This window comes from Kribbella italica (assembly GCF_014205135.1).
GTDB classification, from domain to species: Bacteria; Actinomycetota; Actinomycetes; order Propionibacteriales; family Kribbellaceae; genus Kribbella; species Kribbella italica.
Genome location: NZ_JACHMY010000001.1, coordinates 3,379,760 through 3,397,665 on the forward strand (window position 1 = coordinate 3,379,760; position 17,906 = coordinate 3,397,665).

Sequence of the window (17,906 nt, forward strand, 5' to 3'; positions counted from 1 at the left end):
CGCTGCGTCAAGTCACAAACGTCGCGTAGCGGACCTTTCACACGCAGGAGGGGTATCGTGCGCAAAGTATCTGCCGGGCTGTTCAGCCTGGCCCTGGCGGCGACGATCGGACTGAGCTTCGCCCAGTCCGGGACCGCCGCATCGCCCCAGGAGGGCCCGCCCGTCGCTGCCAACGAGCAGTCGACGTCCGACGAACTGCCCAGCCCGCTCGAGGACAAGCGCCGCGAGCTGCGCCAGGAAGCGCTCACCAAGGTACTCAACGGTTCGGCCAAGGCCGAGAAGCGCGGCGCCAGCACCGTCGTCAAGCTGGGCCAGAAGACCGCGGCCGCCAAGGGTATCGAGGGTCAGCGGGCCAAGGGCTCCAAGGCCAAGGTCGACCAGTACGTCGAGCTGGGCCGGGAGAAGACCGACCGGATCTTCGTCGTGCTCGCCGAGTTCGGCAACGAGCGGCACCCGAACTACCCGGACCAGGACACCGACCCCAACACCCCTGGGCCGCAGCGCTTCAACGGACCGCTGCGCAACGAGATCCCGGAACCGGACCGCGCGGTCGACAACTCGACCGTCTGGCAGCCGGACTACAACCGCAAGCACTTCCAGGACCTGTACTTCGGTTCCGGCAACTCGGTGAAGAAGTACTACGAGAAGCAGTCCTCGGGCCGCTACTCGGTCGCCGGTACCGTCACCGACTGGGTGAAGGTCAAGTACAACGAGGCCCGCTACGGCCGGTCCAACGGTTACCCGTGCACCGGCAACGTCTGCAACAACACCTGGGCACTGGTCCAGGACTCGGTGAACCAGTGGGTCACCGACCAGAAGGCGGCCGGCCGCACCACGGCGCAGATCAAGGCCGAGCTGAAGACGTTCGACCAGTGGGACCGTTACGACTTCGACGGTGACGGCAACTTCAACGAGCCCGACGGCTACATCGACCACTTCCAGGTCGTGCACGCCGGCGGCGACCAGGCCGACGGCGATCCGTACCAGGCCGAGGACGCGATCTGGTCGCACCGCTGGTACGTCGGCCAGGCCGGCGGCCCGGCCAACAACCCGGCCGGCGGCGCGCAGCTGGGTGACACCGGCTTCTACGTCGGCGACTACACGATCCAGCCGGAGAACGGCGGGATCAGCGTCTTCGCCCACGAGTACGGCCACGACCTCGGTCTGCCGGACCTCTACGACACCTCCGGCCCGGCGATCGAGAACGGCGTCAACTGGTGGTCGATCATGGCGCAGAGCCGGGTCAGCAAGCCCAGTGACGGCGGCATCGGCGAGCAGGCGGCCGACTTCGGCGCCTGGGAGAAGCTGCAGCTGGGCTGGCTGGACTACGAGATCGTGAAGGCCGGTCAGAACAAGACCGTCGACCTCGGCCCGCACGAGTACAACTCGGCCAAGGCCCAGGGCCTGGTCGTGTCGCTGCCGAAGAAGTCGGTCACCACACCGCTGCAGCCGCCGACGGCGGGGACCAAGTCGTGGTGGAGCGGCAAGGGTGGCGACTTCAACCGCACCATGAGCCGTCAGGTCACCCTGCCGGCGGGCGCGGCGTCGCTCACCTTCAAGGCGAACTGGCAGATCGAGGACTGCGACACCACGGCGTGCGACTACGCCTACGTCGAGGTCAACGACGGCACCGGCTACAAGCCGATCGCCGGCAACATCACCAAGGCGGCCGAGGGCAACGGTATCGACGGCGAGAGCGGCGGCTGGGTTCCGGCCACCTTCGACCTGTCGGCCTACGCCGGCAAGACGATCGGCCTGCAGTTCCGTTACAGCACCGACGCCAACACCGGCGGCTACGGCTTCTTCGCCGACGAGGTCAAGGTGACCAGCGGGGCGACCACCGTCGTCGACTCGGGCGCCGAGGCGTCGCCGGAGGGCTGGACGCTGAACGGCTTCAGCGCGGTCGGTTCGACGATCACCACCCTGTACGACAACTACTACCTCGCGTCGCACCTCAACTACACGTCGTACGACGCGAACCTGAAGACCGGTCCGTACAACTTCGGCTTCGGTCCCGCCCTGCCCGACAAGGTCGAGCACTTCCCGTACCAGGACGGCCTGCTGATCTCGTACTGGGACAGCTCGCAGGGCGACAACAACGTCAACCAGCACCCGGGTGAGGGCCTGATCCTGCCGATCGACTCGCACCCGGACCCGATCAACCGTCTGGACGGCCAGATCTGGCGTCCGCGGGTCGCCGGGTACGACGCTCCGTTCGGGCTGGAGAAGGCGGACTCGTTCACGCTGCACGTGAACGGCAACCCCAGTTACATCCGCGGTCAGAACGGCGTCAAGACGTTCAACGACAGCAAGTCGTACTGGAGCGCCGAGCAGCCGCAGAACAGCGTGAAGGTGCCGAACAACAAGGTGAACATCACCGTGGTGTCGCGCACGGGCACGACCATGAAGGTCAAGGTGTCGGCGCGCAACTGATGCGCTGACAACGCGAAAGGCCCCCGGATTCTTCCGGGGGCCTTTTGCTTGTGCTGGTTAGATCGCGGCCACCTGGTACGGCGCCAGCTCGCCCGCGAGCTGCGGGTGCACCCGCGCCGTCAGCCGGGTCCCGTCGCCGGTGTGCTCCAGGGTGTCGACAGCACCCTCGGAGTGCACCCGCGAGACCAGGTCGCCCCGGTCGTAGGGCAGCAGCGCGTCGACCGTGATGTGCGGCTGCGGCAGCGACGCCTCGACCAGCGCCTTCAGCTTGTCGATGCCCTCGCCGGTCCGGGCCGAGACCACGACCGCACCGGTCTCACGGTGCAGGATCGGGGCCAGCGCCAGCTGGTCGGCCAGGTCGCCCTTGTTGATCACGATGATCTCGGGGACGTCGACCGCCCCGATCTCGGTGAGCACCTCGCGGACGGCGTGGATCTGGGCCATCGGGTCCGGATGGGACCCGTCGACCACGTGCAGCAGCAGGTCGGCGTCGGCGACCTCCTCCAGCGTCGAGCGGAACGCCTCGACGATGTCGTGCGGCAGGTGCCGGACGAACCCGACGGTGTCGGTGAAGGTGTAGACCCGGCCGTCGGACGTGGTGGTCCGCCGGGTGGTCGGGTCCAGGGTCGCGAACAGCGCGTTCTCGACCAGGACGCCCGCGCCGGTGATCGCGTTCAGCAGCGAGGACTTGCCGGCGTTGGTGTAGCCGGCGATCGCCACCGACGGCACCGAGTGCCGGCGGCGCTCCTGGCGCATCGTCGAGCGGGTGGTCTTCATCTCCTTGAGCTCGCGGCGCAGCTTGGAGATCTTGGTGTTGATCCGGCGCCGGTCGGTCTCGATCTTGGTCTCACCGGGACCACGACCACCGATACCGCCACCGGCCGCACCGACGCGGCCACCGGCCTGACGGGACAGGTTGCCACCCCAACCACGCAGGCGCTGCTTCATGTACTGCAGCTGGGCCAGCTCGACCTGGGCCTTGCCTTCCTTGCTCTTCGCGTGCTGGGCGAAGATGTCCAGGATCAGCGCGGTCCGGTCGACCACCTTGACCTTGAGCTTGTCCTCCAGGTTGCGTAGCTGCGCGGGGGCCAGCTCGCCGTCGGCGATCACCGTGTCGGCGCCCAGGGCGGCGACCAGGTTGCGCAGGTCGGCCACCTTGCCGGACCCGATGAAGGTCGCGGCGTCGGGCTTCTTGCGGCGCTGGATCACGCCGTCCAGGACCTCGGACCCCGCGGTCTCGGCGAGCAGCTTCAGCTCGGCCAGCGAGTTCTCGGCGTCCTCGGCGCTGCCTTCGGTCCACACCCCGACCAGCAGCACGCGCTCCAGCAGGAGCTTGCGGTACTCGACCTCGCTGATGTCGGTCAGCTCGGTCGACATCCCCACCACGCGCCGCAGCGCCTGGCGTTCCTCGAGCTCCAGGCCTTCGACGCCCGGTCCCTCGGTCTCGTTGCCGTAACCCGACGAAGTGTCCTCGTCGTCGAGCGCGTCGTCCTGCGTCAGGTCGAGGTCGACGTCGTTGATCTCTTCGTATGCGTTCGAATGGGTCGTCATATACCTTCCATCGTGGCACGCATCACCCGTACGGGCGACCCGATTACTACTGTCAACGACCCGGTCACCCGGTGAATTCCCGCTCAGGCGGGAAGCCAGCCCCGGTCGAACTCCCCGCGGGCGTGCACGACGGCCGGCCCGCGCAGCTCCAGGTGGTTGTCGGCGCGCCACGTCACCGCCACCTCACCACCCAGTACGCCGACCCGGTACGTGACCGGGCGCTCCTGCCGGGCCGCCAGCGTCGACGCGACGGTGACCGCACATGTCCCCGTGCCGCAGGAGCGGGTCTCCCCCGCGCCGCGCTCGTGCACGCGCATCTGGACGTCGTACGGGCCTCTGCGGACCACGAACTCGACGTTCACGCCGCTCGGGAAAGCCTCTTCCGGGGACCACGCGGGCTGGTCGACCAGGTGCCCGGGCTCGCGCAGGTCGTCGACGAACGCGACCGCGTGCGGGTTGCCCATGTCGACGGCCACGGCGGGCCACTGGTGGCCGTTGGCGCCGACGACGACGCCGGCCGGACCGACCCGAGGCTCGCCCAGGTCGGCCGTGATCGTGCCGTCGTCGTGGACCACGACCTCCTTGACACCGGCGCGGGTCCCGATCCGGACGGGCTTACCGGTCGTCAGTCCCTCGTCGACCAGGTACCGGACGAAGACCCGGATCCCGTTGCCGCACATCTCCGCGGTCGAGCCGTCGGCGTTGCGGTAGTCCATGAACCACTCGCCGCCGTCCTCGACGTACGGCTGCTTCGCCCCGTCGATGACCCGCAGCACCCCGTCGGCCCCGATCCCGGCGTGCCGGTCGCACAGGAACCGCACCAGCTCGGGCGCGAGGTCCCCGTGCACCGAGCCGTCGGGATCGGGCAGCAGCACGAAGTCGTTCTCCGTACCGTGCCCCTTCAGCCAGGGAAAAGTGCTCATGGGCCCCATGTTAGGCCCGCCCGGCGACAACCCGCGGCTCAGCGGGTCCGGTAGTGCGCGTAGATCAGGCCGCTCGGGAAGGACCGCTGGTCGACCAGGTCGAGATCGAGGCGGACGCCGTCCGGGAAGAACCGCTTGCCGCCGCCGACCACGCTCGTGGTGACGAACAGGTGGTACTCGTCCACCAGCCCGGCCGCGATCGCCTGGGCCGCGAGGTTCGGGCCGTCGACGCTGAGGTCGTGCTCGGACTCCTCCTTGAGCCGGCGGACGGCGTCCGGATCGAAGCTCCGCTCGATCCTGGTCCGCTCGCTGGAGACCGACTCCAGCGTCGTCGAGTACACGATCTTGTCCGCGGCCTGCCAGTCCCGGGCGTACTGCACGATGTACGGCGGTACGTCGGGCTCGGCGTGCGCGGTCTCCCAGAAGACCATCGTCTCGTACATCCGCCGCCCGTACAGGAACGTCTTCACGGGCCGGAAGACGTCGCCGATGAAGGTGTGCACCTCCTCGTCCCCGGCCCCGCGGCCGAGGTCGCCCTCGGCCGCCTCGGCGTAGCCGTCGAGCGACGTGATCATCGAGTAGATCAGCTTGGCCATGCGTCCCCTCCGGATCAGTAGATTGGGTGCGTGCAGATCGCGTACTTCTGGGAGCGGGACGACGCCGAGGCGGTGGCCGAGCGCCTCGGTGGCGAGCTGAGCCGCGGGCGGTTCCACGGGGAGGACGACGACGAGGACCACCCGTGGGTCGTCGCGCTGCCCGAGGGCGCCGAGCTCGCCGTGGTCGACGAGTTCGACGGCTGGCTGGAGCCGGCTGCTGACGAGCCGGCCCCAGCGCCACCGCCGTTGCCTACGGCACCCAAGCGGTTGAAGAAGGGCTAGCGCGGCCAGAGCTGGTGCACGGTGGCCGCCGAGCCACCGCCGCGCCGCTTGGGCTCGGCCGCCGCCAGGTACCCACCGCCGGGCAGGAACTCCAGCGCGGCGACCGCACCGATCTCCGCCGCCGATGTGAGCGCGTCACCGGCGAGCACGAGCTTGTGCCCGTACGGCGTGAGCTGGTCCTCGTACGCGTCGATGAACGCCGGTTCGGCCGTCACGCTCGCGGTGTTGCGCTGCGAGGCGCGCGGCGCGGCCACCGCCTCCGGCAGCGTCATCCCCCGGTCGAGCCGGTTGGTCAGCGTCTGCAGGACCGTGGTGATGATCGTCGAACCACCCGGCGAGCCGAGCGCGAGGAACGGCTTGCCGTGCTTCAGCACGATGGTCGGCGACATCGACGAGCGCGGCCGCTTGTTCGGCTCGATCCGGTTCGGGTCGGCCGGGTCCGGGACGGCGCTGAAGTCGGTCAGCTCGTTGTTCAGCAGGAAGCCGCGCCCCGGGACGGTGATGCCGGAGCCGCCGGTCTGCTCGATCGTCAGCGTGTACGACACGACGTTGCCCCACCGGTCGGACGCGACCAGGTGCGTCGTCGACAGGCCCTCGGTGTCCGGGTGCTCGGTCTTGTTCACGCCCGGCGCGCAGGCGTCGTACGAGCCGTCGGGCGCGCCCGGCTTGACCGGCTTGGCCGCGGCCTTCTTCGGGTCGATCTGGCAGGAGCGCTCGGCGCCGAAGCCCTTCGACAGCAGTTGCTTGGTCGGGACGTCGACGAACTTCGGGTCCCCGACGTACGCGCCGCGGTCGGCGAACGACAGCGCGGACGCCTCGAGGTAGTTGTGCAGGGCATCCGGTGTGCTCAGCTTCGAGAGCTTCTTCGGCGTCAGGATGTTGAGCGCCTCGCCGACCGTCGTCCCACCGGACGAGGACGGCGCCATGCCGTAGACGTCCAGGCCGTCGTACTTGATCTTGGTCGGGTCCTGCTTGAGCACCTTGTACTTGGCCAGATCGGCCGTGGTCAGGTGACCGGGCATCACCGGCAGCGTCGTACCGGGCGTCTTCGGCGGGGTCTTCACGACCTTCGCCATCTCCCCCGCGAGCGGCCCGCGGTAGAACGCGGACGGGCCCTGCTGGCCGATCAGGTCGTACGTCCGGGCGAGCTCCTTGTTCTTGAACAACGACCCGACCTTCGGAGCGTCGCCTCCGGGCAGGAACAGCTTCGCGGTCGGCACGATCGCCGAGAAGCGGGCCTTGTTGTCCAGGGTCTGGCTGCGGAACGTCTCGTCCACCACGAAGCCGCGGTCGGCCAGCTCGGCGGCCGGCTTGATCGCCTTCTTCAGCGGCAGCGAGCCCCACGACTTCAGCGCGGAGTCCCAGGTCGCGAGCGTGCCCGGGACGCCGACCGAGACACCGGACGTGACCAGGTCGGGGAAGAAGGTGTACGGCGTACCGGTCGCCGGGTTGATGAACGCGTCGGCGGGCATCGCCGCGGGTGCGGTCTCGCGGCCGTCGATCGTGTACACCTTGCCGTGCTTCGCGCTGTAGTAGACGAAGTAGCCGCCGCCACCGATCCCGGCCGAGTACGGCTCGGTGACGCCGAGCGCGGCGGCGGTCGCGACGGCCGCGTCGACGGCGTTGCCGCCCCGGCGCAGGACGCCGATGCCGACGTTGGTCGCCTCGGGGTCGACCGAGGCGACGGCGCCGCCGAAGCCGATCGCGGTGGCGTTCTTCGCCGGTGGCTTGGGCGCGTGGCTCTCGGCCGTCGCCTGGGCGGGCCCGCCGCCGGCGGTCAGGCCGGTCAGGACGAGCGCACCCACGGTCAGGGATGCGGCCAGCTTCTTCGGTGTCACCGGGGTCCTCCGCAGGGGTTCGGCGTACTGGGAACCACCTGCCTACCGGAACGCAGGGGTCTACGCCAGTCCCCGCGCGTCAGGACACCGTGCAGGAGGCCAGGAAGCGGCGGACCAGGTCGTCGTTCCAGTCCTGGTGCTCGATCGGCAGCTTGGCGACCAGCCAGGTCTCGCCGAGCTGGACCTGACCGACCTCGCGACCGCCGGTGCTGCCGACGTGGAAGACCTTGCCACCGGTCTCGACCGCGCGGATCCCGCTCAGCGGCTGCGGCTCCGCGGCCGTGAACAACTCCAGCTGCGCCGACGTGTCGGCCGTCCGCGCACTCGGCGGAGTCAGGACGACGCGCCTGGCCGCGCTCTGCGGGGCCGCCGTCCAGCCCAGCGGGGTGAGCGTGCAGCCGATCGCGTTCCAGGGCTTGGCGTTGCTGACGAGCTGGACGACGGTCGCCGAGTACGTCGAGAACGTCTCTTCCTCCGCTCCCGACGGGGTGGCCGAGCCGGCTGTCGCCGCGTCCGGCTGCGGCTGGGTCTGCGTGGTCGCGGCGTCGGTGGCGACCTCCGCCTCGCCACCTCCACCCCACCACTTGCTCTGGTCACCGACCACCAGTACGGCGGTGGTCGCCGCCGCCACGCACAGGACACCGGTGACCCGGCGGCGCGCCTTGATCCGGCGCAACGCCCGGCGCCCGCGGGTCACGTCCGCGTCCACGTCCGCCGGTGGCAGGCCGTCGACCGCTCGGTCGGCGAACTGCTCCAGCAGCCTCTTCACGTCGTCCACGTCAACTACTCCCGGTCGCAGGGCCCGAGGCCTGGTCGTCGGCCATCAGGTCCTTCAGTCTCTTCAGTGCTTTCGCGGTCTGGCTCTTCACGGTGCCTTCGGTGCACTCCAGGATCCGCGCGCAGGTGGCCACGTCGAGATCCTGGAAGTAGCGCAGCACGAGGACCGCGCGTTGCCGTGGTGCCAGGTCCAGCAGGGCGCTCCGGACCGCCATCAGGTCGGCGTGGTCGGTGACGTCGGGCTCGCGCGGTTCGAGCGGGTCCGCGGTCATCACCTCGGGGTGACGGCCGGCCCGGCGCCGTTCGTCCAGGAACGCGTTCACCAGGATCCGGTGCGCGTACGGCCCGGCCCCTTCGTGCCGGATCCGGTGCCAGTGCACGTAGACCCGAGTGCAGGCGGTCTGGACCAGGTCCTCGGCGGTGTGCACGTCCCCGGCGGTGAGCAGCATCGCCGTTCTCAGCAGTCGGGTACGGTCCGCGAGCACGTACTCGCGGAACTCGGCCTCACGGTCACCCCCTCGCATCGACAGCCCCCAGGCCCTCTTCCACCCCGTCTACGTCGGCGGCGGTCGTTTGGTTGCCTCTTAGGACCTGAATCGCCTGCCCGATCAGGTCAGATGCGTCGTAGGGCAACCACGTGATCCGCGGGTCCTTGCGGAACCAGGAATCCTGCCGCCGCGCGAAGCGCCGGGTCTGCTGCGCGGTCTGCTCGCGAGCCTCGGTCTCGGAGATCTCACCGCGCAGCAGCGCGACCACCTGGGGGTAGCCGAGCGCGCGGTTCGCCGTACGGCCGTCGAGCAGTCCGTGGTCGAGCAGGCCGCGGACCTCGTCGACGAAGCCCTGCTCGAACATCCGGTCCACCCGGCGGCCGATCCGTTCGTCGAGCACCGGCCGCGGGACGTCGAGCCCGAGCTGCACGGCGCCCGGGTAGATGGAGGTGTGCCCGGGCAGCGTCGCGGCGTACGGCGCTCCGGTGAGCTCGATGACCTCCAGCGCGCGGACGATCCGGCGGCCGTTGCTCGGCAGGATCTGCTCGGCGGCCGGCGGGTCGATCTCGGCCAAACGCTGGTGCAGAACGCCGGAACCGTGGTCGGCGAGCTCCTGCTCGAGCCGCTCGCGGATCGCCGGATCGGTGCCGGGGAACTCGAACTCGTCGAGGATCGCGCGGACGTACAGCGCCGATCCGCCGGCCAGGACCGGCACCACCTGACGGCGCAGACAGTCGTCGATCGCGGCCCGCGCGAGCTGCTGGAACTCCGCGACGGTCGCCGTCCGCGTGACGTCGAGGATGTCCAGCAGGTGGTGCGGTACGCCGGCCCGCTCGGCCGCGGTGATCTTCGCCGTACCGATGTCCATGCCGCGGTAGACCTGGTACGCGTCGGCGCTGACCACCTCGCCGCCGAGGTGCTTGCACAGAGCAACGGACAGGTCGGACTTGCCGGCCGCGGTGGGACCGACGACGGCGACGACGAGTGGTGCGGCCATCGGTCCAGTGTGACAGTGCGAGCGCCCGGCGTGACGCAAGGCGTGAACTCTGGGACAAGAGTGACGAGGTGGGGCTTGTGGAGAGCCCGCCGTGGGGGTAGGAACAGGGTGAAGCCGGACCACGACCCCGGGAGGGAACCCGTAGTGACGAACCAGTTCGAGGAAGAGACCGCGGCGGCCAAGGACGCGCTCGACAAGGGCCCGCAGCAAAGCGGTGGCGACGTGGAACTGAAGGCGAGCGGCGGGAAGGGCGAGTCCGGGGGTGACGTGGAAAGCGGCGGCGACGTCGAGAGTGGCGGTGACGTGGAAAGTGGCGGCGATGTCGAAAGCGGCGGGGGAAACTGAACGACCTCCCACATCTGGGGCCGTACAGGTGGGAAGATCCCGCTAGCTGTCTGTAAGCAGTTCACTACGCAAGAACGGGAACCCCAAGATGGGCATCTTCGACAAGTTCAAGGGCAAGGCCGAGGACCTCAAGGACAAGGCCGGCGATCTGGTCGACCAGCACGGCGACAAGGTCGGCGACGGCCTGGACAAGGCCGGCGACTTCGCCGACCAGAAGACCGGTGGCAAGTACGGCGACAAGATCGACCAGGGCGTCGACGTCGCCAAGGACCGTCTCGACGGTCTGGACGGCCAGGACGACGACATCGAGAACAAGCCGAAGCCGGCCTGATCTCCACCAGTACGGCGAAGGGCCGCAGGGATCACCCTGCGGCCCTTCGGTCTGTCCGGGCCCGGGTGCCGAGGGCAAACACCTGTCGGCGGGGCGGTCTAGGGTTCCGGGCGTGGAGAGATTTCAAGTGGTGCCGGCCGCGTACGTCGTCCTGCGACGGGGCAACGAGGTGCTGATGTTGCTGCGGGCCAACACCGGCTACATGGACGGCTACTGGGCCGTCCCGGCCGGGCACGTCGAGCAGGGCGAGTCCGTCCTGGCGGCGGCCCGGCGTGAGGTGCTCGAGGAGGTCGGCGTCGAGATCGACCCGGCCGACCTGGTCCCGCTCACCGCGATGCACCGCACCGGCGGCAACGGCGAGTGGATCGACGAGCGGGTCGACTTCTTCTTCACCACCACGCGATGGACCGGTGAGCCTCGGTCGATGGAGGCCGACAAGGCCGACGGGCTCGCCTGGTACCCGTTGGACCAGCTGCCCGACCCGGTCGTGCCGCACGAGGCGTGGGTGCTGGAGGGCGTGCGCACGGGCAATCTCCCTCCGGTGATCGCCCAGGGCTTCACCGACTGACCCCTGCTGTTCACCGAGCCACCTCTACAGTTCCTGCGTTGTCAGTGAACCTCTGGAGGACCGATGGACCAGCAGCACGACGGAACCAGCCGCCGACGGCTCCTGCAGGCGGGCGCCCTCGGCGCCGGTGCGGCGATGATCCCGGGGGTGGCCTCAGCTGCTCCGGCCGTCTCCGGGCAGTCCGGGCGGCCCGGTCCCGATGCCGAGGAGCTGCGGTTCACGCTCGCCGTCGTACCGGACACGCAGTACCTGTTCGATCTCGACCGGGGTGACGGTGCTCCGCTGACCGCGAGCTTCAAGTACCTGATCGAGCACCGCGAGAACCTCGCCTTCACCGCCCACCTCGGGGACGTGGTCGAGAACGCGCAGGCGTCGGAGTTCGCCCAGGCCGATCCGGTCTTCGGGGTGCTCGACCGCGCGCGGCTGCCGTACAGCGTGCTGGCCGGGAACCACGACATCGACGCCTCGAAGGACGACCAGCGCGGCGATTCGCCGTACCTGCACGTCTTCGGGCCGAAGCGCTTCCGCCGGATGAGCACGTACGGCGGCTCGACGCCGGACGGCTATAACTCGTACCACGTCTTCCGCGCCGGCGGCCGGCAGTGGCTGCTGCTCGCGATGGACTGGCGGCCGTCCGACGCCGGGTTCGCGTGGGCTCGTCGGGTCATCGCGGCGCACCCGCGGCTACCAGTCATCCTGACCACTCACGACCTCGTGTACGCCGACGCGGGCGACCCGGTCGCGCACCTGTCCGATCACGGCAACCGCGTCTGGGACCAGTTGGTCGACGGCAACGACCAGATCTTCCTGACCCTCAACGGCCACTACTGGCCGTCCGGCCGAGTGGTCAAGCAGAACGCGGCCGGCCACGACGTCCACCTGCACATCACCAACTACCAGGACCGGTACTACGGCGGCAGCGGCATGATCCGGCTGTACCACTTCGACCTGGCCCGCAACGTGATCGACGTCGAAACCATCTCGCCGTGGATCCTCGGCCAGGACCCGGCCCGGCGCAGCGAGCTGGCCGAGGGCGAGATCGAGCTGACCGACGACACCAACCGCTTCAGCGTGCCGATCGACTTCGCCGAACGGTTCGCCGGGTTCGCGCCGGTGCCGGTGCGGCCCGCACGGCCGGCGGCGAAGCTGGTGGTCCCGGGGACGGTCGCGTACTGGCGGTTCGACGGGCCGGTGGCTTCTCGGGTGGTCGATCACTCGGGGCGTGGGAATCACCTGACGACGACGTACCTGCCGGGCTCGCCGGCCTTGAAAGCGTCGGACGAGTTCCATCCCGAGCAGCCCGGGCACGCGAGCTGGATGTTTGCCGGAGGCAAGAAACCGGCGCGGGGTGGGTACCTGACGACGGCCGCGGACGCGCCGTTGAACCGGCTGACCTTCCGCGGTGGGTACACGATCGAGGCCTTCGTGAAGCTGCTCGACGACGGCGCGGATCACTCGTGGATGGGGCTGCTCAGCCGGATGGGGACGGGCGCTGACGCCGGCAAGACGGGCAGCGATCCGTCGGAGCCGGTGGTCAACCTCGGGTTCTCCGGTGGGCGGCAGGTGCAGTGGGCGGTCTACCCGCTCGACCGCAACGACACGTTCACCAACTGGGGGCACGAGCAGGCCGCCGGTGAGTGGTTCCATCTCGCGGTGGTGAACGACGGGCGCTTCACCACGCTGTACGTCGATTCCTCGCCGCTGCTGCGGAATCCGTCGACGCGCTCGAACGGGCTGGCCACCGCGAACCTGCCGTGGTTGCTGGGGGCGAACCACTACGACAACACGATCGAGCAGGCGTTCGCCGGGCACATCGGTGAGCTGCGGATCGTCGACCGGGCGCTGCCGGTGCGGAGCTTCCTGAACGCCTGAGCCGACTGCCGCCGAGGTGGGTCAGAGCAACGAGCGGATGAGCTGGTCTTGCGCGGGCAGCAGGGCCAGCTCTTCCTTGGTGAGCGTGGGATTGCGGCCGCGCTTGGCCAGCGCGCTCGGCAGCTGCGGCGTGGGGTCGATCGAGTGCGCCAGGTAGGTGCGGAGTGCTTCCTGCAGGAGTGGGGAGAGCTCGGCGAACGCGGGATCGAGCGCGACCTGGGCGAAGATGATCGCCGTCATCGCGACGTCGAACTCGGCCGGACCTTCCGTGGCGTCGCGCCAGTCGATCACCGAGGGACCGTCGCCGGTGAGGATGACGTTGTACGGGTGGAGATCGCCGTGCATCACCACCAGCCCCGGGGTGCCACTCGGAGGGGGAATCGCATGCAGCCGTCGGTGCAGGTCGGCGTGCAACTCCCCCACCTCGACCGGCCCGACGTCACCGGCGATCGCGGCGTCGGCCAGCGTCGGCCCGTCCAGCCGCTCGATCACCATGTCGGCACCGTCGACCCGCTCGACCACCGGGACGGGGAAGCCGTGCTTCCCCACCCACCGCATGAAGTCGGCTTCGTCCCGCACCGGATGCCCGTCGCGATACCGCCGCAACACCCACTGATCGTCGAGGGAGTAGACATCCGCATCACGCCCGGAGGCGAACGGCTCAGCGTCGGGCGGAAGCATCACCCCTCCGTCCATGGGGGTGGGGGGAGGAGCAGCGTCGCCCCGGAGCCGAGCGGGCAAGCCCGCCGGCGCGCGGGCGGGCGCGATCGCCTCGCCCGCGCCGCGCGCCGGCGACCGCGGCGAGGCCGTCGGGCCGCCTCACGCACGCTCGGGGCGGCAGCATCAGTTGACCTGGCAGCCGCCGACCGCCGGCTCCAGGGGTGCGGGTTTGCCGATGGTGGGGAGGCCGAGCATCACGCCCGGATTTGGCTGGGCGGGGGCGTCTTGCAGCTTCTCCCACGCGTCGCCGGCGCGCGTACGGCGTACTGATCCGAAGACGTCGGCGACCAGGTGGTGCGGGGCGCCGTAGGTGACCTCGACCGTCGCCATGTCACCCGGTCGGGGCGCCTCGACGCCTTCGGGCAGGGCGAAGTGGACGAGACGGTTGTCGCGAGCACGCCCGGACAGCCGGTGGGTCGCGGCGTCCTTGCGGCCCTCGCCCTCCGCGACCAGGACCTCCAGCGACTTGCCGACAAGCGCCTTGTTCTCCGACCAGGCCATCTCGTCCTGCAGCGCGACCAGCCGCTCGTACCGCTCCTGGACGACCGCGCGCGGGACCTGGTCCTCCATCGACTCCGCCGGGGTCCCGGGGCGCTTGGAGTACTGGAACGTGAACGCACCCGCGAACCGCGCCTGCCGGACGACGTCCAGCGTGCCCTGGAAGTCCTCCTCGGTCTCGCCGGGGAAGCCCACGATGATGTCGGTGGTGATCGCCGCGTCCGGCATCGCCGCGCGCACGTCCTCGATGATCTTCAGGTACCGGTCACGCCGGTACGAGCGCCGCATCGTCTTCAGGATCTGGTCCGACCCCGACTGCAGCGGCATGTGCAGCGAGTGCATCACGTTCGGCGTCTCGGCCATCGCCTCGATCACGTCCGCGGTGAAGTCGCGCGGGTGCGGCGAGGTGAAGCGGACCCGCTCCAGCCCGTCGATCGAGCCGCAGGCCCGCAGCAGCTTCGAGAACGCGTACCGGTCGCCGAACTCGACGCCGTACGAGTTGACGTTCTGGCCGAGCAGCGTCACCTCGAGCACGCCCTCGGCGACCAGCGCCTCGACCTCGGCCAGGACGTCGCCCGGGCGGCGGTCCTTCTCGCGCCCGCGCAGCGCCGGCACGATGCAGAACGTGCAGGTGTTGTTGCAGCCCACGCTGACCGAGACCCAGGCCGAGTACGGCGACTCGCGCCGGGTCGGCAGCGTCGACGGGAAGACGTCGAGCGACTCCAGGATCTCGACCTGCGACTCCTCGGCGATCCGGGCCCGCTCCAGCAGCACCGGCAACGCGCCGATGTTGTGGGTCCCGAAGACGACGTCCACCCAGGGCGCCTTCTTGGTGATCGTCGCCTTGTCCTTCTGGGCCAGGCAGCCGCCGACGGCGATCTGCATGCCAGGCTTCTTGGCCTTCACCGGCGCCAGGTGGCCGAGGTTGCCGTACAGCTTGTTGTCGGCGTTCTCGCGGACCGCGCAGGTGTTGAAGACGACCACGTCGGCCTGGTCGCCTTCGGGCGCACGGACGTAGCCCGCGTCCTCCAGCAGGCCGCGCAGGCGCTCGGAGTCGTGGACGTTCATCTGGCACCCGTAGGTGCGGACCTCGTAAGTACGCATAACAGCCACCAAGCCTACGTCGAGGGGTGGACTTTCCCCTACCTGGGTTGGCTGCCTGCACCCCCTGACCCCGGCGGCGTCAGCGTGAACAGTTGGACCCATGAACAGTTCTCGCCGTCAGTTCCTCGCCCGTTCCGCCGTCGCAGGCGCCGCCGTCGTGGCCGGTGGCACCTTGGCGGCCTCCTCTCCCACCGCCGCGCTGGCCACTGTCGGGACCACGCGGATCACCGCGCTCACCGGTGTCACCGTGATCGACGTCGCCACCGGCCACCGCGCCAAGCACCAGACCGTGCTGATCAGCGGCGACCGGATCATCGCCGTCGGCCGCCACCTCCCGGTCCCGCGCGGTGCCACCGAGCTCGACCTGACCGGGAAGTTCGTCATCCCCGGCCTGGCCGACATGCACGTGCACAGCCTCGGCGACGAGCACGTCTCGCCGCCGCTCTACCTGGCCAACGGCCTGACCACCGTCCGCGAGATGGCCGCGCCCGACCCGGTCGTGTACGACTGGCGCGACCGGATCGACGCCGGGACGCTGCTCGGGCCGCGGATGGTCGTGGCCGGCCAGATCATCGACGGGGACCCGACGCTGTGGGACCCGAACCTGCTGCACGTCCTCGTGGTGAACGACGAAGCCGGCGCGCGCGCCGCCGTACGGCAGGTGAAGGCCGAGGGCGCGGACTTCGTCAAGGTGTACTCGCGGCTCGGCCCCACGGCGTACCGGGCGATCCTCGACGAGGCGCGCCGCAACGGGCTGACCGTGCACGGCCACGGGCCCGACCAGGTGTCGATCCAGCAGGTCAGCAACGGCGGCCAGCGCAGCATCGAGCACATCCACGCGCTCGCGCTGTCGGTGTCGAGCCGGGAGGCGGAAGTACGCCGGATGCAGCGCGCGATCACGATCAAGACCGGTGACTACAACGGCTGGTTCCGCCAGGTGCACCCGATCGAGTGGATCGCCGCGAACTCGTTCAGCCGCTCCCGCGCCGCGGACGTGTTCGGCCTGCTGCGCCGCAACCGGACCCGGGTCACCCCGACGCTGACCATGCACAACGTGCTCGACCGCCCCGACTACACCGGCCTCGACCCGGCCACCGCGAAGTACCTGAGCCCGGACTCGATCGGCACGTACCAGTACGTCCTGGAGAACCTGTACTCCGCCAACCGCCCGCCGGAGGAGGTCGCCCGGCAGCAGCAGATGTGGGAGTACCGCCAGCGATTCGTCCGCGAGCTGTTCGCCCACGACGTACCGATCCTGGCCGGCACGGACACCGGTACGCCGTGGATGGTGCCCGGGTTCGCCCTGCACCAGGAGCTCGAGCTGCTGGTCGGCGCCGGCGTCACTCCGCGCCAGGCCCTGCACGCCGCGACGATCGAGCCGGCCCGGTTCCTCGGGATGAGCGACGACCTGGGATCCGTTGCCCCGCGCAAGATCGCCGACCTGGTCGTGCTGGACGCCGACCCGCTGACCGACATCCGCAACACCCGGAAGATCCACACCGTCGTCACCCGCGGCCGGGTGATCTCGCCGGAGGCCCGACGGCGGATGCTCGCCGGCGTCGAGGCCGCCGTACAGGCTCCGCCGGCCGGTCCGGCCCTCGCGGCCGGTGGGTGCTGCGGAGGGCACTGACATCGACAGACAAGGACGCGGACTGTGATGGCTCGGTCACAGTCCGCGCCGGCGGTCGCAGATCGTTACCTCCGCGGAATCGGAGGGCCGTGCGAGGCAACCCTTGCCTCGGCTAGGTTCACGCCATGAGCGATTCCGTCACCTCGACGCACACCGTTCCGGTCAGCACCGGCCTGGTCGCCCTGACGGGCGTCAACAAGCACTTCGGCGATCTGCACGTGCTGAAGGACATCAACTTGTCCATCAGCAAGGGTGAGGTCGTCGTGGTGATCGGGCCGTCGGGGTCCGGCAAGTCCACGCTGTGCCGCGCGATCAACCGGCTGGAGCCGATCGACACCGGCACCATCACCCTCGACGGCCAGCCGCTGCCCAGCGAGGGCAAGGCGCTGGCCAAGCTGCGTGCCGACGTCGGCATGGTGTTCCAGTCGTTCAACCTGTTCGCCCACAAGACGATCCTGCAGAACGTCACGCTCGGCCCGCTCAAGGTCCGCAAGCTCGGCGCGAAGCAGGCCGAGCAGCGCGCGATGGAGCTGCTCGAGCGGGTCGGCGTGGCCAACCAGGCCCAGAAGTTCCCGGCCCAGCTGTCCGGCGGCCAGCAGCAACGGGTGGCGATCGCCCGCGCGCTGGCGATGGACCCCAAGGTGATCCTGTTCGACGAGCCGACCTCGGCACTGGACCCGGAGATGATCCAGGAGGTCCTCGAGGTCATGGTCGACCTGGCTCGCCAAGACATGACGATGGTCGTGGTGACGCACGAGATGGGCTTCGCGCGCAGTGCGGCCAACCGGGTGGTCTTCATGGCCGACGGAGAGATCGTCGAAGAGGCCGACCCGGAGACGTTCTTCACCAGCCCGACCTCCCGGCGCGCGCAGGACTTCCTCGGGAAGATCCTCAAGCACTAGACGCCCCGCCGGCGTACCAGCCGGTCGCAACGCTCCACAACACGAAGGGGA

The 17,906-nt window shown here is 69.7% G+C and carries 17 protein-coding genes; 8 read left to right on the plus strand and 9 right to left on the minus strand.

Annotation, left to right across the window (positions count from 1 at the left end; genetic code table 11):
- Positions 1–57: 57 nt before the first annotated feature.
- Positions 58–2,433: an immune inhibitor A domain-containing protein gene (locus tag HDA39_RS15545; RefSeq protein ID WP_184795923.1), complete on the plus strand. Its 2,376-nt coding sequence runs from the start codon at positions 58–60 to the stop codon at positions 2,431–2,433.
- A gap of 57 nt (positions 2,434–2,490) precedes the next feature.
- On the opposite strand, the gene hflX is transcribed toward HDA39_RS15545, so the two are convergent.
- The 3 genes from hflX to HDA39_RS15560 all read right to left on the minus strand — a co-directional run bounded on the left by hflX (position 2,491) and on the right by HDA39_RS15560 (position 5,503).
- Complete coding sequence (hflX, locus tag HDA39_RS15550; RefSeq protein WP_184795924.1) at positions 2,491–3,984, minus strand: GTPase HflX; 1,494 nt, start codon at positions 3,982–3,984, stop codon at positions 2,491–2,493.
- Positions 3,985–4,067: 83 nt separating this feature from the next.
- Positions 4,068–4,907, minus strand: a complete 840-nt coding sequence (gene dapF / locus HDA39_RS15555) for a diaminopimelate epimerase (protein ID WP_184795925.1) — start codon at positions 4,905–4,907, stop codon at positions 4,068–4,070.
- A 38-nt stretch (positions 4,908–4,945) separates the two neighbouring features.
- Entirely contained in the window at positions 4,946–5,503 is a 558-nt protein-coding gene (locus tag HDA39_RS15560; RefSeq protein ID WP_184795926.1) for a dihydrofolate reductase family protein, read from the minus strand.
- 30 nt (positions 5,504–5,533) lie between these two features.
- On the opposite strand from HDA39_RS15560, the gene HDA39_RS15565 reads away from it, so the two are divergent.
- Complete coding sequence (locus HDA39_RS15565) at positions 5,534–5,785, plus strand: hypothetical protein (RefSeq protein WP_184795927.1); 252 nt, start codon at positions 5,534–5,536, stop codon at positions 5,783–5,785.
- Here HDA39_RS15565 and ggt read toward each other — a convergent pair.
- The 4 genes from ggt to miaA form a co-directional block, all read right to left on the minus strand.
- Complete coding sequence (gene ggt, locus HDA39_RS15570) at positions 5,782–7,623, minus strand: gamma-glutamyltransferase (RefSeq protein WP_184795928.1); 1,842 nt, start codon at positions 7,621–7,623, stop codon at positions 5,782–5,784. The genes HDA39_RS15565 and ggt overlap by 4 nt on opposite strands.
- A 79-nt stretch (positions 7,624–7,702) precedes the next feature.
- On the minus strand, positions 7,703–8,401 hold the full coding sequence (locus HDA39_RS15575) for a hypothetical protein (protein WP_184795929.1): 699 nt from the start codon (positions 8,399–8,401) through the stop codon (positions 7,703–7,705).
- Between the two features lies 1 nt (position 8,402).
- On the minus strand, positions 8,403–8,924 hold the full coding sequence (locus tag HDA39_RS15580) for a SigE family RNA polymerase sigma factor (protein ID WP_184795930.1): 522 nt from the start codon (positions 8,922–8,924) through the stop codon (positions 8,403–8,405).
- Positions 8,911–9,885: a tRNA (adenosine(37)-N6)-dimethylallyltransferase MiaA gene (gene miaA / locus HDA39_RS15585; RefSeq protein ID WP_184795931.1), complete on the minus strand. Its 975-nt coding sequence runs from the start codon at positions 9,883–9,885 to the stop codon at positions 8,911–8,913. The genes HDA39_RS15580 and miaA overlap by 14 nt, the downstream gene beginning before the upstream one ends.
- A gap of 144 nt (positions 9,886–10,029) precedes the next feature.
- Between miaA and HDA39_RS15590 the strand changes: the two genes are divergently transcribed.
- From HDA39_RS15590 to HDA39_RS15605, 4 genes are all read left to right on the plus strand, one after another.
- Positions 10,030–10,230, plus strand: coding sequence for a hypothetical protein (locus HDA39_RS15590; RefSeq protein ID WP_184795932.1), 201 nt, complete (start codon positions 10,030–10,032; stop codon positions 10,228–10,230).
- An 88-nt stretch (positions 10,231–10,318) separates the two neighbouring features.
- Positions 10,319–10,561, plus strand: coding sequence for an antitoxin (locus HDA39_RS15595; RefSeq protein ID WP_184795933.1), 243 nt, complete (start codon positions 10,319–10,321; stop codon positions 10,559–10,561).
- 112 nt (positions 10,562–10,673) lie between these two features.
- On the plus strand, positions 10,674–11,129 hold the full coding sequence (locus HDA39_RS15600; RefSeq protein WP_184795934.1) for an NUDIX domain-containing protein: 456 nt from the start codon (positions 10,674–10,676) through the stop codon (positions 11,127–11,129).
- A gap of 63 nt (positions 11,130–11,192) precedes the next feature.
- On the plus strand, positions 11,193–13,001 hold the full coding sequence (locus HDA39_RS15605; protein ID WP_184795935.1) for a LamG-like jellyroll fold domain-containing protein: 1,809 nt from the start codon (positions 11,193–11,195) through the stop codon (positions 12,999–13,001).
- 21 nt (positions 13,002–13,022) lie between these two features.
- Here HDA39_RS15605 and HDA39_RS15610 read toward each other — a convergent pair whose 3' ends face one another.
- Both HDA39_RS15610 and miaB read right to left on the minus strand, forming a co-directional pair.
- Entirely contained in the window at positions 13,023–13,682 is a 660-nt protein-coding gene (locus HDA39_RS15610) for a phosphotransferase (protein ID WP_184795936.1), read from the minus strand.
- A 162-nt stretch (positions 13,683–13,844) separates the two neighbouring features.
- Positions 13,845–15,323: a tRNA (N6-isopentenyl adenosine(37)-C2)-methylthiotransferase MiaB gene (gene miaB, locus HDA39_RS15615; protein WP_184795937.1), complete on the minus strand. Its 1,479-nt coding sequence runs from the start codon at positions 15,321–15,323 to the stop codon at positions 13,845–13,847.
- A gap of 100 nt (positions 15,324–15,423) precedes the next feature.
- Between miaB and HDA39_RS15620 the strand changes: the two genes are divergently transcribed.
- Positions 15,424–16,953, plus strand: a complete 1,530-nt coding sequence (locus tag HDA39_RS15620; protein ID WP_184795938.1) for an amidohydrolase family protein — start codon at positions 15,424–15,426, stop codon at positions 16,951–16,953.
- Between the two features lie 125 nt (positions 16,954–17,078).
- Positions 17,079–17,855: an amino acid ABC transporter ATP-binding protein gene (locus HDA39_RS15625; protein WP_273481824.1), complete on the plus strand. Its 777-nt coding sequence runs from the start codon at positions 17,079–17,081 to the stop codon at positions 17,853–17,855.
- Positions 17,856–17,906 lie beyond the last annotated feature (51 nt).

Excerpts from the sequence above, each read along its gene's own strand:
- dapF (WP_184795925.1), bottom strand. The coding sequence starts at position 4,907 with ATGAGCACTTTTCCCTGGCTGAAGGGGCACGGTACGGAGAACGACTTC.
- HDA39_RS15560 (WP_184795926.1), bottom strand. The coding sequence starts at position 5,503 with ATGGCCAAGCTGATCTACTCGATGATCACGTCGCTCGACGGCTACGCC.
- HDA39_RS15610 (WP_184795936.1), bottom strand. The coding sequence starts at position 13,682 with ATGCTTCCGCCCGACGCTGAGCCGTTCGCCTCCGGGCGTGATGCGGAT.
- HDA39_RS15605 (WP_184795935.1), top strand. The coding sequence starts at position 11,193 with ATGGACCAGCAGCACGACGGAACCAGCCGCCGACGGCTCCTGCAGGCG.
- HDA39_RS15580 (WP_184795930.1), bottom strand. The coding sequence starts at position 8,924 with ATGCGAGGGGGTGACCGTGAGGCCGAGTTCCGCGAGTACGTGCTCGCG.
- miaB (WP_184795937.1), bottom strand. The coding sequence starts at position 15,323 with ATGCGTACTTACGAGGTCCGCACCTACGGGTGCCAGATGAACGTCCAC.
- HDA39_RS15625 (WP_273481824.1), top strand. The coding sequence starts at position 17,079 with ATGAGCGATTCCGTCACCTCGACGCACACCGTTCCGGTCAGCACCGGC.
- miaA (WP_184795931.1), bottom strand. The coding sequence starts at position 9,885 with ATGGCCGCACCACTCGTCGTCGCCGTCGTCGGTCCCACCGCGGCCGGC.
- hflX (WP_184795924.1), bottom strand. The coding sequence starts at position 3,984 with ATGACGACCCATTCGAACGCATACGAAGAGATCAACGACGTCGACCTC.
- HDA39_RS15620 (WP_184795938.1), top strand. The coding sequence starts at position 15,424 with ATGAACAGTTCTCGCCGTCAGTTCCTCGCCCGTTCCGCCGTCGCAGGC.
- HDA39_RS15595 (WP_184795933.1), top strand. The coding sequence starts at position 10,319 with ATGGGCATCTTCGACAAGTTCAAGGGCAAGGCCGAGGACCTCAAGGAC.